At 68.6% G+C, this 13,557-nt stretch carries 12 protein-coding genes and 1 pseudogene; 9 read left to right on the top strand and 4 right to left on the bottom strand.

Annotated features, from left to right (window positions below; genetic code table 11):
- On the bottom strand, positions 1-988 hold a 988-nt coding region (locus tag ACLQ24_RS25710), incomplete at its 3' end, for a hypothetical protein (RefSeq protein WP_425894274.1).
- Complete coding sequence (locus ACLQ24_RS25705) at positions 985-1,989, bottom strand: NAD-dependent epimerase/dehydratase family protein (protein WP_425894273.1); 1,005 nt, start codon at positions 1,987-1,989, stop codon at positions 985-987. The genes ACLQ24_RS25705 and ACLQ24_RS25710, both read right to left, overlap by 4 nt.
- A gap of 228 nt (positions 1,990-2,217) precedes the next feature.
- On the opposite strand from ACLQ24_RS25705, the gene ACLQ24_RS25700 reads away from it, so the two are divergent.
- The gene (locus tag ACLQ24_RS25700) at positions 2,218-3,123 is read left to right on the top strand and encodes a hypothetical protein (RefSeq protein ID WP_425894272.1); all 906 of its coding nucleotides are present in this window, start codon (positions 2,218-2,220) and stop codon (positions 3,121-3,123) included.
- Positions 3,116-3,811, top strand: coding sequence for a RibD family protein (locus ACLQ24_RS25695; RefSeq protein WP_425894271.1), 696 nt, complete (start codon positions 3,116-3,118; stop codon positions 3,809-3,811). Before ACLQ24_RS25700 ends, ACLQ24_RS25695 begins: the two co-directional genes overlap by 8 nt.
- Before the next feature lie 501 nt (positions 3,812-4,312).
- Here the strand turns inward: ACLQ24_RS25695 and ACLQ24_RS25690 are convergent.
- Both ACLQ24_RS25690 and ACLQ24_RS25685 read right to left on the bottom strand, forming a co-directional pair.
- Positions 4,313-5,188, bottom strand: coding sequence for a DMT family transporter (locus tag ACLQ24_RS25690; protein WP_425894270.1), 876 nt, complete (start codon positions 5,186-5,188; stop codon positions 4,313-4,315).
- A gap of 34 nt (positions 5,189-5,222) precedes the next feature.
- The gene (locus tag ACLQ24_RS25685; RefSeq protein ID WP_425894269.1) at positions 5,223-6,560 is read right to left on the bottom strand and encodes a hypothetical protein; all 1,338 of its coding nucleotides are present in this window, start codon (positions 6,558-6,560) and stop codon (positions 5,223-5,225) included.
- A 320-nt stretch (positions 6,561-6,880) separates the two neighbouring features.
- On the opposite strand from ACLQ24_RS25685, the gene ACLQ24_RS25680 reads away from it, so the two are divergent.
- From ACLQ24_RS25680 to ACLQ24_RS25650, 7 genes and pseudogenes are all read left to right on the top strand, one after another.
- Positions 6,881-8,287, top strand: a complete 1,407-nt coding sequence (locus tag ACLQ24_RS25680; protein ID WP_425894268.1) for an APC family permease — start codon at positions 6,881-6,883, stop codon at positions 8,285-8,287.
- 65 nt (positions 8,288-8,352) lie between these two features.
- On the top strand, positions 8,353-9,303 hold the full coding sequence (locus ACLQ24_RS25675) for an acetamidase/formamidase family protein (RefSeq protein WP_425894275.1): 951 nt from the start codon (positions 8,353-8,355) through the stop codon (positions 9,301-9,303).
- A gap of 17 nt (positions 9,304-9,320) precedes the next feature.
- Entirely contained in the window at positions 9,321-10,004 is a 684-nt protein-coding gene (locus tag ACLQ24_RS25670; protein WP_425894267.1) for a GOLPH3/VPS74 family protein, read from the top strand.
- A gap of 11 nt (positions 10,005-10,015) precedes the next feature.
- Positions 10,016-10,672 (top strand): N-acetyltransferase, encoded by a 657-nt coding sequence (locus ACLQ24_RS25665; protein ID WP_425894266.1) that lies wholly within the window; start codon positions 10,016-10,018, stop codon positions 10,670-10,672.
- 64 nt (positions 10,673-10,736) lie between these two features.
- Entirely contained in the window at positions 10,737-11,846 is a 1,110-nt protein-coding gene (locus tag ACLQ24_RS25660) for a hypothetical protein (RefSeq protein WP_425894265.1), read from the top strand.
- A 443-nt stretch (positions 11,847-12,289) separates the two neighbouring features.
- Positions 12,290-13,186 carry a transposase family protein gene (locus ACLQ24_RS25655; protein ID WP_425894264.1) on the top strand — a complete coding sequence of 299 codons (897 nt, stop codon included), beginning with the start codon at positions 12,290-12,292 and terminating at the stop codon, positions 13,184-13,186.
- Positions 13,187-13,383: 197 nt separating this feature from the next.
- Positions 13,384-13,557 (top strand): annotated as a pseudogene (locus ACLQ24_RS25650) (IS256 family transposase); the annotation flags it as partial.

Below are 13,557 nucleotides of genomic sequence, written 5' to 3'. Positions count from 1 at the left end.
CATAGCGCTCGGGTAACACTCCGGACACCCGTGATGTTCCTACCCCACCAACCATGATCCACAAGACAGGCCCTAGGGCGGTGACGATGCGGCGGGCGTCAGCGAGGTACTCACCCCGGCCGCGCTCGGCCCGCGGAAGGTACCGCTGGTTGAGCGTCGGGTCGAACATCCAATCGGTACGCACGTGAGCGAGAAGCTCCGTTACGGGATCCGCGACGGGTTCGGGTTCGCCAGCGTCGCCCGGCGAGTAGCTCGCCAACACGATCAACGTCGTAACCGGGGAGCGGTGGGGGCCGAGGTCTACCGTGATCGGGTTGTCGTGACCCAGACGGCGGTACGTGTAGAGCACGCGCCGATCGAGCGGATAGACCTCGGATCTCGACGACGCACGATATGCCTCGACATCGAGCCCGTCACGATCCCACGGCTCCGGCAATGCGCCTTCGAGGTCCAGATACGTGCCGACCTTGAGCGGAATCAGGGTGGGAAGCGACGTCAACGTGAGGGTGGCCGCGCTATCAGGCCCGAACACGATCAGGTGGTCGTTGGACATATACCGCATCCCGTGCCGGAGAGCGGCCTTCAGAGCGAGGGTGGTCTTGCCGCTTCCCTTGTCTCCGACAACAACGATCCTGAGGGCCTCATCAACGACCGCGGAGGCGTGCAACATCGTGTACCGCCGCTGCTCGCAGTGGTCGACCAAGACTTCCCGTACGCACTTCCGGGCAGTGATCGAGAGGCTCTCGGCGGCCTCGGCACGCAGATGGACCGTGTGGTCAGAGCGGTCTATCCGCCAGGAAACGCCCCACTGGTTGATGTTGGCATGTGGTTCTGGCAAGCCAACCTGAGCGTCGACCGTCCAGCCGTGGCCCGGCAAGGCGGCACCCGTCGCGGTGTAGAACTCGCCAATATAGTCAAGGACCGATCCTTTATTCGAGGTCACCTGCACCTCGACCGGCCCGACCGCGAATCGACGCGCGTACCTCATGACGCCTCCTTGATCGAATCGCGCCGCCGCGCGGCCCGGACGGTAATCCGGACGCCCTCCGCGAGCGGGGTCGTGGGGTGCCAGCCGAGCAGGTCCCTCGCCCGCGAGATGTCCAGCGCCATGCGCCGCACCTCACCTGGCAGCGGATCGGCATGCCGTCGAGCTCCGGTGCCGGCTGCCTGAGAGACCCATCCAGCGATCTCGCCAACGGTCGTCTCGACGCCCGAGGCGATGTTGACCAACCCGAGGCCGCCAGTGGTGCAGGCGGCGGTCACCGCCTCGGCAACGTCGGCAACAAACACGAAGTCTCGCGTTTGGTGGCCGTCGCCAAAGATTGCCAAGTCCGCGCCCGCCATCGCGGCCTGCGCCATCAGGCCGACGACGCCGCACATCGGGCCGCCTTGGCGCGGCCCGTAGACGTTGCCCAGCACGAGCGCCGTGTAGTCGACGCTCCGATGATCTCGGTACCAGTCGAGGTACTTCAGTGCCGTCGCCTTGCTCAGCCCGTACGGGCTGGTCGGCGCGATCGGCGCGGTCTCCGCAACAGGAAGGGCGTCGCCATCCACCGTGCCGTAGATCGCGCTGGTGGCCGAGTAAACGACGAGCCCGGTCTCTGCCTCGGCGCACGAATCCAGGACGTTCACCGTTCCCCGGATATTGATGTCCGCGTCGACGAGCGGCGACCGTGTCGAGGCTGGCAGGTTCGCCTGCGCGGCGAGATGAACGACGATCTCCGGCCGCCACAGCCGTATAGCGTCGGATGCCTCGGCCGACCGTACGTCACAGATTCGAATGTCCCCATCGGTCAGGCCGGCGCCTAGGCTGTCGTGCAGGTTCTCGAGCCGACCCGTCGAGAGATCGTCGATGATCTTGATAGTCGCGCCCTCGGCAAGTAACCGGGCGACTACGTGGCTGCCGATGAAGCCGGCGCCACCGGTCACGACGACAGTCGACTCGTTCAGCCCACCACCTGCGCCAAGCCGCAGAACGGGATCAACCATGTGCCCTCCTCAACTCCTTCGATACGCGGCACCTCGACCCCCGGCAGGTCCGGTGTGGTCGGCCACGTTTGGGAGTTTGGGCTTGTCGTCGACATCGGGAAATTGACGCGACCCGTGGTCTGAGTCCACGGGCGTCGGACAACAAAGCGGTGGGACCAGATCACGCGAACCTTCATCGAAATCCACTACCCTCTGGTCATCGCAGATCGACGACCAGTGGGGGGCGGGGTGACTCGGCGCAAGACGTTCGACGTCACCGGCGTCTCGCTCCTGTTCTGGCGGCGCGATGACGTGCGGCTCGCGCTGGCCCGCCGCGAGATCGGGACCCTCTTCAAGATCTACCTCGAAGCGCACCCGGACTGCACGCAGACTCAACTCGCGCTCCTGACCACCCACGACCGGTCCGACGTATCAAACTTCATTCGGGGAACGCGTGCCCCGCGCGTCACTGACATCGACGTGCTCGCCCGCGTCGCCGATGGGCTCCTCATGCCCGACGAATCCCGCGTGATGCTCGGCCTCGCCCCGGTCGATGTGGCCATCTCCGCGTTCACCGCACCGAAGCAGCGCGGGGCCCCGGTTGGCGACAAAGCCGCGGTGACAACCGGGTGGTTCCGGCCCACCCGATCCGAACAACCACTACGCATCTCGGTCTGCGGAAGCCGATCACCAGACGCGGACGACAAGGTGATCGACGGCTGCATCATCGCCGCGAGTCGATGGATCATGAACCACCGCTTCGAGGTTGAACATGGACCGCGAGGCGTCGGCATCGAGATCATGACCTACATCGCCAATCACTACCGCCCACCCAGCCTCGGCGCTGCGGTCGGCGTCTTCGGCCATCCGAACGTCGTCCGCAACGCCGACTACGTCCTCGTATTCGGTGGCGGCCAGGGCACGCTGGACGAGATCGACCTTGCCGTCTCCATGGACAAGAAGATCATCCCTTACGGCGCCACGGGCGGAGCGGCCCGCAGCGCGCTCAACCGGATGCGAATCAATCTACGATTGCGCGAGTGGATCACGCAGGACCTATTCGACTCGCTGGACTCATGCGCCATCGCTGACGAGTTCATAGAACTCGTCGAGCGGATCATCGCCACAGACCGTAGGAGTGACATCCGTGAGTGACCGACCGTACGTCCTGCTCAAGTGCGCCATGTCCCTCGACGGCTACATCGACACGGCCGGCTCCACTCGACTCATCCTCTCTAACGAGCAGGACCTCGACCGGGTCGACACGGTGCGGGCCGCCTGCGACGCGATCCTCGTCGGAGCCAACACCATCCGCCGAGACAACCCCCGGCTCATGGTGCGGTCCGAAGCCCGCCGCGAAGCCCGGACCGCCGCCGGACTCTCGGCCACGCCGGTCAAGGTCACCGTGAGTCGCGGGGGCGACCTGGATCCCACCGCGGCGTTCTTCACCACCGGTGACATCGAGAAGATCGTGTACTGCGAGACCAGCGCGATCGCCAAGCAGCGGGAACACCTCGGGTCCGTGGCGACGGTCGCCGACGGCGGCGACCCGCTCTCATTCCCGCGCGTATTGGCCGACCTCGCCGGGCGCGGCATCGCTCGGCTCCTAGTCGAGGGCGGCAGCAGCGTACACACCGCACTGCTGACGGCGGATCTTGCCGACGAGCTACACCTTGTCGTGGCGCCCTTCTTCGTCGGCGAGGCCGACGCTCCCCGGTTCGTGAATCCGGGGTCATTCTCATGGACATCAACAAGCCGAGCCCGCCTTGCCGAGGTACGACAGGTCGGAGACGTCGTGTTCCATCGTTACGCCCTCTCCGACCGCTTCGCGTCGATCGGCTGAGTGCCATCTGTCGAGTGCGTCTCGCCGCCGTTGACTCCGGCTGATTACGTAGGAGCCGGGCAGCTTTCCGCGCCTGTCAATCGCCGGACCGACGTGTTAGGTCGAGGGGCGTAGGCGAGGTATGGGCGGGAGGGTGAAGCGGCCGTCGGCCAGACGGCGGCAGGCGTGGCGCTGTCCAGCAGCCCAGTGCTGCGGATGCGTTCCGCTACGTCTTGAGCGGCGGAGTTGCCCGCAAGCATGAACTTGCAGAGGCGAACGAGGACCGGACGATACGGGCAATCTTCGCGAACACCCAAGGCCACGTCAAGATTATCTATGGTGCGGTCGGCCGGGTGCAGCGGCAGCGCCTCTGAGCTTCACGCCCGCCCTTCACGGGATCGATTGTCTCCCTCCGTGCGGCCCAGGCGGCCCAGGGCGGGACACGAAGGCTGCGCCAAAAGCGCCGCGAGACCGCCCGGGGATCACCACACGGTGAGCCATGTCCAGGGGTGAAAACAGGCATCACGGAGGCGTCGGCTCGCTGCGGTGGGCGGCGAGTACGGACCCAATGACGATCGCCGTGAGCCCGAGGATCGCAGCCATGCTGATCTGCTCGCGCAGGAAGGCCACGCCGAAGGTGACGGCGAACGCGGGTGAGAGATAGAAGGCGAGCGCGGCGCGAGCGGGTCCAATCTGGGTGATGAGTTTGTAGAACAGCGCGAGCGTCGCGCCCGTGCACGCGATACCGAGCACGAGCAGGGCCGCTGTCGCTTCCGAGCCGGGCAATCTGCTTGGAACCGTCGCCGAGGCGGGCACGGCCACGGCTGCGGTGGTGACGAGCATGGCGGAGGTGGCGACACCGAGCGGCGGAGCCTCGGCATATCTGCGATGTATCAGCATCGCGCCTGCGGCATAGCAGAACGCCGCGACGAGGATGAGTGCGCCGCCGAGCAGCGCCAGCCGGCCTCCACGCAGGTCGACGCCGAAAAGCAAGACCAGGCCGACCAGGCCGAGGAGCACCCCGGTCAGGCCCTTCCAGCCTTGCGGGCGCTCGTCGGGTGCGAAGCGGAGGGCGAGGAGCGCGACGAACAGTGGCTGCGCACCGACGAGGATGCCGGCGACGCTCGCCGACACGTACTGCTGGCCGTAGGTGAGCAGCAGCAGCGGTGCAGTGGACTGCACCAGCACCGTCTCCATGATCGCCCGAGGGTTGCGCCAAACGGGCCGAAGCGCGTCCCGGCGTATCGCGAGGGGAAGCAGCAGAAGCGCGGCGAGGAGCACCCGTCCGAGGACGACGAGCGCTGGCGGGAGATCCCGCAGGGCGATGGTGATGAGCGGGTACACCGCGCCCCACAGGGCGGACAGGATGACCAGTTCAATCCAGGAGCGGCGGGTCACAGCGGGTCGGAGCGGGTCGACGTACGCACGCGCTCTAGTTAATCAGCACCTCTCGGTAGAGGCTTTGCACGCAGTCGAGGCCGGTCCAAGGCAGCAGGTCGATCAGGAGCTGCCGTAGGCGCTTGCGGTTGCGCTCGGATCCGGTCCGGCGCGCGAGAACGTCGGCCTGGGTGGCCGCATGGCAGGCCTGCTCGATCTGGTTCATCTGCGTGTACGCGACCGCGAGGTCGATGAGAGTGCCGGAGCGTTCCCGTACGAAGTCAGCGGGAAGCAGGGTCAACGCTTCGTAGAGCGAGCGGGTCGCCTCGGTGGGACGGCTGAGCCGGGTTAGGCATCGACCCTTGAGTCGGGCGGCGTGGCAGTCGGCGTTGAAAAAGCTCAGCCAGACGGGCGTGTTGGCCGCGCTGACGCCGTCGAAGACCCGTTCGGCTTCGGCCAGGGCGGTCATTCCCCGCCGAGGCTCGTCAAGGAGGCCGTACGCCTCTCCGATTGCTTCACCCAGCCAGGAGTTGGCAGCGGCCGACATTCCCTGCCCGCCGACGTCACGGGCGGTGCCCAGCAGGCTGAGGGCGGTACGGCCGTCACCGCGGTGCAGGTGGATCTGGCTGAGAACACCAAGACCATACGAGTGCAGAGCTCGGTCGTTCGCCTTCTCAGCGAGCGAGATCGTGAGCCGGCAGAAGCCATGTGCCTGTTGGTAGCGCTGAGCGTCGATGGCGAACCAAGCCGCGAGCTGGGCGGCATCGCCCGCCGCGCGCAGTAGCCGGTGATGGGTGCCGGTGTTGGTCGTGCGGTTGCTGACTTCCAACATCCGGTGCAGGTGAGCGCTGACATCCACGCTTACCCGGCCCGAGCCCTCCCGGTAGTCGAGATGCCGGTAGGTGTCGGTCAGGATCTCGAAGTCCTCGACGATCCGATCGGTGACCCGGGTCAGGACCGTGCCGGCGGGCAGCGGAGCGCCGGTGCTGCGCTCGCCGGTCGACCGACCCGAGTGCGGGTCCGGTTCGCTCGCGCGCAGGGCCGCTGTGTCGAGGTGGCTGTGGTCCTCGCCGCCGAGCAGGTCGCCGGCCGCGCACCGATAGAGAAACGCCAGCTTGTTCATCGTCTCCAACGACGGTGCCCGGCCCGCCGGGCCCGGCCAGATCTCCCAGTACGAGATCTGCTTGGCGGTTTTCGGCGCGTCCGCGTCCGGCCACTGCTCGTTCCAGCGCTGCGCCACGTCAGCCTGCGTCAGGCCATGAGCGAGGCGGAAGGCCACCCGAGGGTTGAAGCGGTACCGCTTCCGCCAGTGCGAGGCGATCTGCCGGTACGTCCAACCGCTGGCGCGAAGCTCGTCGGCCTCCCGCTGGTAACTACGCGCGCTCCTCGCCATCCCCGCCTCCGCCTCCGGGCCGCCGTGGGTAGCACGTTAGCGATCACCGTCGCTGTGACGGAAGCCATCTACCCGAGTACTCCCCGTGATCCGTGGAGTCCCGTTGGATCGGTGATCCCCACCAAGCGGGGTCGATCTTTCCGGCTGCGGACGCGACCCTCGATCACGACGCGGATCGCCTGATCGTGGGGGCTTTGCCTGGCAGCACGCGATCCAGAACCGGCCGGAGACGCGGGCGCTGATGGCGTCGCACTCAAGCCGGTGGGCGCCCACCATCTGGCGCTGCGCCCGAGCAATCGATGGGGAAGAGAGGCTCGCTGATGTATGAACAAGACGAGTTAGCCCGCTACGGCTATCGCCAGGAGTTGGCCCGGAGGCTGCGGTTCCGTGACCTGGTCGCGTACGGGCTGGTGTACATGGTGCCGATCGCGCCGATGGCGATCTTCGGCGGCGTGTACGCCGGCTCCGGCGGCATGGTGGCCCTGGCGTACGCGATCGGCGTCGTCGCGTTGGTGTTCACCGCGTTCTCCTACGCGCAGATGGTCAAGGCGTTCCCCATGAGCGGCAGCGTCTACAACTACGCCGGTCGGGGCATCAGCCCGCCGGTCGGGTTCCTGGCCGGCTGGGTGATCCTGCTCGACTACGTGCTCGTGCCGGGTCTGCTGTACCTGGTGGCGTCGATGGCGATGCACTCCACCGTGCCGTCGGTGCCGGTGTGGCTGTGGCTGCTCGGGTTCGTCGCGGTCAACACGGTCGTCAACTCAGTGGGGATCCGGATGACCGCGGTGGTCACTCGGGTGATGCTCGTCGGCGAGTTGATCGTCCTGGCGATCTTCTTGGCCATTGCCTGCTGGGCACTCGCGACCGGTAAGGGCCGGTTCAGCTGGGAGGCCTTCTACAACGCCGACACCTTCACCTGGTCGCTCGTGGCCGGAGCGGTGTCGATCGCGGTGCTGTCGTTCCTCGGCTTCGACGGCATCAGCATGCTGGCCGAGGAGACCAAGGGCGGCTCCCGGCAGATCGGCCGCGCCATGGCCGCCGTCCTGATCCTGGCCGGGGTGCTGTTCATCGCTCAGACGTGGCTGGCCGCGATGCTCGTCCCCGACCCGGACGGTCTCCTGGCCAACGGCGACCCGAACGGCACCGCGTTCTACGACGCCGCCGCCGCGGCCGGCGGGAGCTGGCTGGCGACCCTGTGCGCGGTCGCGACCGCGACCGCGTGGGGCCTGCCGAACTCGATGGTCGCGCAGGTCGCCACCTCGCGGCTGCTGTACGCGATGGCCCGCGACCGGCAACTGCCCGCGTTCCTGGCGAAGGTGTCGATCCGCCGCAACGTGCCGATCAACGCCACCCTGCTCACCGGCGCCGTGTCCCTCGCCCTCGGCCTCTACATGGCCACCCGCGCCGACGGGATCACCCTTCTGTCGTCGCTGATCAACTTCGGGGCGATGGTCGCCTTCCTCGTGCTGCACGTCTCCGTGGTCGTGCACCACCTCATCCGCCGGCGCAGCCGTAACTGGCTGGCGCACCTGATCATGCCTGCGATCGGGTTCGCGATCCTCGCCTACGTCGTGGTCAACGCGAACATCGCCGCCCAGCGCCTCGGCCTGGCCTGGCTCGCCCTCGGCGTCATTGTTCTCGCTGGCCTGTACCTGTCCGGTCGCCGACCCGTCCTGTCGGGCCTGGCGCCGGCGCAGCCGCAGCCGCGTGACGTGGAGCGGGTGTGATCGACGTGGACCCGATCATCTACCGTCCCGCCCGCGACGAGTTCGCCTACACCTTCGGCGGTCGGATGCCGGTGGCCCACGTCCGCTCCGGCGACGTGCTGCAGGTGCACACCGAGGACTGCTTCGCCGGCCTCGTCCGGGGGCCGGCGGACCTGCCGTCGCGGGTGTGCCGCATGCCGTACCTGAACCCGGTGTCAGGGCCGTTCTTCGTCGAGGACGCCGAACCCGGCGACACCCTCGCCATCCACCTCGCCGCCATTACGCCTGCCCGGGACTGGGGTGTGTCGTCGACGTTCCCGCACTTCGGGGCGCTGACCTTCACCTCCCACACCGCGACCCTTCAGCCGCCCCTCGATGAGCGGGTGTGGGTGTACGACATCGACCGGCAGTCCGGCACGGTCCGCTTCCGCGCCACGGAAACCGATCACTACGTGGATCTGCCGCTGGACCCGATGATCGGCACGATCGGTGTCGCCCCTGGCGGGTTCGAGGCCCGCTCGACGATCGTCCCGGACGTCCATGGCGGGAACCTCGACACCCCTGAGCTGCGCCCCGGCACCACCCTCTACCTGGGGGTGAACGTGCATGGGGCGATGCTCGCCCTCGGCGACGGGCACGCCCGCCAGGGCGAGGGCGAGGCCTGCGGGGTCGGCGTGGAGATCGCCACCGTCACCACGCTGACCATCGAGGTGATCAAGGGTGTGTCGACGGTGTGGCCGCGGCTAGAAACCGACCGCGAGATCATGTCTATCGGTTGCGCCCGACCCCTGGAGGACGCCTACCGCATCGCGCAGCGCGACCTGATCGCCTGGACGGCCGAGTTGACCGGCCTGGACGACCTCGACGCGTACCAGCTGGTGTCGCAGGCGGGTAGGGCGCCGATCGGCAATGTGTGCGACCCGAACTACACCGTCCTGGCTGCGATCGACAAGGCGCTGCTTCCCGCATCCGCGCCGGTCGGCGGGTACGGCGCGTTGCACGCGCGGCTGCGGCAGTGCGCCGCCGAGCTCCGGTAGAAGGGGGTGGACGTCTGATGACGCGTGTTCCTCAGTTGCCGTTGCGCGACGAGTTGTTCCTGCTCGGCCACGACGACGACACCGGCCACCCGCACATCCACCGCCAAGCCCTCGCCCTCGGCCTGGCCGGCGCGGTCCTGATCGACCTGTTCCTCGCCGGCCGCATCGCCCTCGACGGCACCGATGACGACAGCCATCCGGTCGGGGAGCAGCGGCTGTGGCTGCACCTCGACCGGCCGGTCGGGGACCTGATCGCCGACACTGCTCTCGATTCGATCCGCTACGCCCACCCCGTCCCAGCCCTGCGCGGGTGGCTACGCGGGTTCGCCGACGACCTGTACGACCGCACCCGCGCCGGCCTGCACGCCGGGGGGATCCTGCGCCACGACGTCCGCCGCCGCCTCGGCGGCCTGGCCCGCACCGACCGGTACCGGCCCTCCGACCTCAAGTGGCCCGTCGTCGCCCGCGCCCGCCTGCACTACATCGCCAACGGCCGCAACCAGCCCGACGACCACACCGCCGCCCTCGCCGGCCTCGTTGCCACCCTCGGCCTGACCAGCCACCTCTACCTCGCCGACGACATCGCCGCCCTCACCGCCCAGCTGCGCGCCATCGCCGCCCAGCACCACCGGCCGGTCCGCGACATCACCGCCGCGGTCGACGCCGCCGTCGGTGACCTCGCCACCGCCGCCTACCGATAGCCCGCCGAAGGATGCCCACCACCATGGACCCGAACGTTCGTATCCGGGCCGCCCGCTGGGCGGATAAGGACACCGTGGCCGCGCTGATCGCCGACGCCCTGCACGACAGCCCGCTCGCCGCCTGGCTGACACCCGAGCCGGGTTCGCGGCGGCAGGTGCTGACCGGCGTCGCCGCGATCTGGGTGGAGCACGCCCTGTTCTTCGGCGACATCCACCTGACCGATGACCTCGCCGCCGCCACGGTCGGCTTTCACCGCTACCGGCCCATCCCACCACCGGCCAACCACCACCGCCGGCTCGCCGAAGCCGCCGGCGCGCACGCAGACCGCTTCACCATCCTCGACGAGCTCCTCGCGCAGCGGCAGCCGACCGAGCCGCACTACCACCTCGCGATCCTCGCCGTGCGTCCCGACGCCCGGCGCGCCGGCCGGGCGACCGCGTTGCTGGCCCACCACCGGAGCCGCCTGGACCGCGTCGACCTGCCGTCCTGGACCACAGCCCTGCCGGTCGGTGAACGGCTGCTCGCCCGCCACGGCTACAGCGCCCGGGCGGCCGTCACCCTGCCCGACGGGCCGACTTTGCACCCGATGCGCCGCAACACCCGCAGTGCCATGCCGGTCGACCCCGCCCGCCCAGCCGGGAGCCGCTGGCAGGACCTGCTCGCCTAGCCCCACCATCGGCAAGCTAACCGAACACCCGAGCACCGCATCCTCGACAGGCACCCACCAGACGATGGCCTTTCCCCGCAAGTACCCAGCCGAGCTCATCGACGCCGCCGTCCAACGCGTCGCGGACACCCGCGCCGTCAAGGCGTACGGCGCGGTCACCGCCGTCGCCCGCCAGCTGCACCTCGACCCTCGCCTGGTGCAGAAGTGGGTCAACAAGGCCACCACCCCAGATTCGCCCGCCAGCCCACCAGCCGACGGGTCGGCGTCGCACCTGTCGCCGGGACTCCTGCGCTGCGTGTTCTGCGGCCAGCCGATGAACCACTCCGACCTGGCTGGTGCCGGGCAGGGCTACGAGTGCGGGCCCGGCTGCCGGCCCCGGCCCTTGAAGGCGGATGCCGTCGCGGATGCCGTCGGGCGGGCCATCCTGCGCCACGCCGCCCGGATCGTTCCCGCCGCCGGCGCACCGGCATCCCCGCAGCTGGCTGCCGTTCACGCCCACCGCGTCCTGGCCCGCGTCACCGTCGGGGTGACCGCCCGCGACATCACCCTCACCTGGCGCCCCGCGCCCGCGCTCCCGCCCGAGCAGCGCGACCGCCAACTCACCCGGCACGTCACCGCCGCCCGCGCCGTGGCCCTACGCGATCCGCTGCGCGCCTGCCAGCTCCTGCGCGACGGTCTGCGCGGCGTCGACCCCGCCACCGCCCCCGCCGACCCTGCCAACGCGCACGCCGCCACGCTCCTGGCCGAACTTCACCTACGCCTCGGGCGCCCCGCCGAGGCGTCTCTCTGGGCCGCCTACGCCCACCACAGCACGGCCCACCTGCACGGGCCTACCGAACCGCGCGGCCTCGACGCCCTGCATCTCCTCGCGCTCGCCCACCGGCGGGCCGGACACCCTCAACGCGCCCACCACCTCTACCGGCAACTCGCCGACCGCCTCACCGCCGTCGAAGGCCCGCACGCCCACCGAACCCTCGCCGCCCACGCCGGCACCGCCTTGGTCCTGCACGACCTGGGCCACTGCCACGCAGCCCGCGTCCTGCTCGCCGACACCATCGCCACCCACCGACGCCACCACCCCGGCCACCCCGCCGCCGGCCGCATGACCCAACACCTGACCCGCATCTGGGACGATTGCGCCGGCCGGGGCCACCACCACGACCAGGACAGTTGAACCGGCGCCCCAGCCCTTCAGGAAGATCCAAACGAGGGGCGAGCGACGCAGCCGGCCGTACCCGCTTCGGGTAGCCTGTGGGTCTGCGGGCCGTTAGCTCAATGGCAGAGCTGAGGACTTTTAATCCGTAGGTTTGGGACTCAAGCACCAGAGCCGAATCTCATCAGCGTTCCGCATGGATTCTCTTTATAAACAGGCAGGTCAGCCAATTCGCATGACCGCAGCGACGACTCCTCAAGGCCAGTGTCCGCATTGTTGATCACCGTTACGCATGTAGAAGCAGGGTGCGGACCAGGGACGGACCAGGGCGGGATCGGCCGGAGCGCCGAAGTAGGTTCTTGCCTTTACGACTTGGTGCGCGATAGCTGAGTGACCCGCGCCGATCATGAGGGTGGCCGTGCGGCACGATCATGATTGTGACGTCAAGACCAGGCCGCACGGCCATGTCGCATCGTATCTTCACCGGTATCCCACGACGCAGACTGGCCAAGCTGATCGCCGAACTGGCCGAGCCGTGGACCGCTCAGCAGGAGTCCCGGCTCCACGATCGACGCGGCCGGGACCGGCTCCGCGCCGAAGGCGCCGGCCCGAACCACGACCTGCCGTTCACCGACCGGGTCATCGCCACCCTGGTCGTGCTGCGTTTGCAGCTACCGCACGCCGCGCTGGCCCTGCTCTACCGGGTGGACCGGTCCACGATCACCCGAGCCGTCGGCGAGGTCCGTCCGCTGCTGGCCGCCCGCGGGTTCGCCGTGCCCGGCAAGCCCGGCGTACGGCTGCGGACCCTGGCCGACGTGTTCGCCTACGCTGCCGCCGAGGGCGTCGAACTGCGTATCGACGGCACCGAAGTCCAGGTCCGCCGCCCGAAAGCAGGCAGACCCGGCAGGCGCGCGTTCGTCTCCGGCAAGAAGAAACAGAACACCGGCAAGGCCACCGTGATCAGCGACGACAAGGGCCGGCTGCTGTGGTGCGGCGCGGTCCGCCCCGGACGCATGCACGATGTCACCGCCCTGCGCACCGAGGGCATCGAAGACCTCCTGCAGCAGTACCCCCAGGTCAAAACCCAGGTCGACTCCGGCTACCAAGGCCTGGCCCGCGACTACGCAGACCAGGTCACCGCCCCGCCGAAGAAACCCGGCAACACCACCGACGACACCCAGCACGCCGCCTACGAGACCGCCCGGCACGCCCAGTCATCCCAACGGACCTGTGTGGAACACGCCATCGCCGAACCCAAGCAATGGCGACCACTACAGCGCTATATCGGACGCCGCGACCACTTCGAAGACACCATCCTCGCCATCGCGGGACTGGTGTCCGACCGCGCCGCCGAACGGTGAACCACACCCACCGAACCGCCCACGCGAGCCTGACCAGACATCAATCGCGCACCAAGTCGTTAGATTGATCGCGTTCGCCCCCATGCCGCTCTGCTGTGCGTAGTGCAAGATCACAGCGAGTTAGCCACAGTGTCCTTGCCTGAGCCCGGGGGACTGTAAAAAGAACGGTGTAACTCCTGATCAAGGAGACGCACCTGATGACCATGACGACTGACGCCGTGGATACTGCCGCGGTGGCGAAGAAGCAGCAGCAGCCTGGCCTGCCGGCCGGGGCGAACGACGACCTGATCGGCCAGCTCGTCGAGCAGGCCCGGACCTCGGGCCTGCAACTGACCGGTGAGGGCGGGCTGCTGCAGCAGCTGACCAAGCGT

Origin of the sequence: Micromonospora sp. DT4, assembly GCF_049841675.1 — a bacterium.
In the GTDB taxonomy this organism is placed as follows: domain Bacteria; phylum Actinomycetota; class Actinomycetes; order Mycobacteriales; family Micromonosporaceae; genus Micromonospora.
Note: the sequence above shows the minus strand (reverse complement) of the source record. Positions and strands in the feature narration are given on the sequence as shown.

Excerpts from the sequence above, each read along its gene's own strand:
- ACLQ24_RS25705 (WP_425894273.1), bottom strand. The coding sequence starts at position 1,989 with ATGGTTGATCCCGTTCTGCGGCTTGGCGCAGGTGGTGGGCTGAACGAG.
- ACLQ24_RS25685 (WP_425894269.1), bottom strand. The coding sequence starts at position 6,560 with ATGGCGAGGAGCGCGCGTAGTTACCAGCGGGAGGCCGACGAGCTTCGC.
- ACLQ24_RS25665 (WP_425894266.1), top strand. The coding sequence starts at position 10,016 with ATGCCCACCACCATGGACCCGAACGTTCGTATCCGGGCCGCCCGCTGG.
- ACLQ24_RS25680 (WP_425894268.1), top strand. The coding sequence starts at position 6,881 with ATGTATGAACAAGACGAGTTAGCCCGCTACGGCTATCGCCAGGAGTTG.
- ACLQ24_RS25670 (WP_425894267.1), top strand. The coding sequence starts at position 9,321 with ATGACGCGTGTTCCTCAGTTGCCGTTGCGCGACGAGTTGTTCCTGCTC.
- ACLQ24_RS25675 (WP_425894275.1), top strand. The coding sequence starts at position 8,353 with ATGCCGGTGGCCCACGTCCGCTCCGGCGACGTGCTGCAGGTGCACACC.
- ACLQ24_RS25660 (WP_425894265.1), top strand. The coding sequence starts at position 10,737 with ATGGCCTTTCCCCGCAAGTACCCAGCCGAGCTCATCGACGCCGCCGTC.
- ACLQ24_RS25655 (WP_425894264.1), top strand. The coding sequence starts at position 12,290 with ATGTCGCATCGTATCTTCACCGGTATCCCACGACGCAGACTGGCCAAG.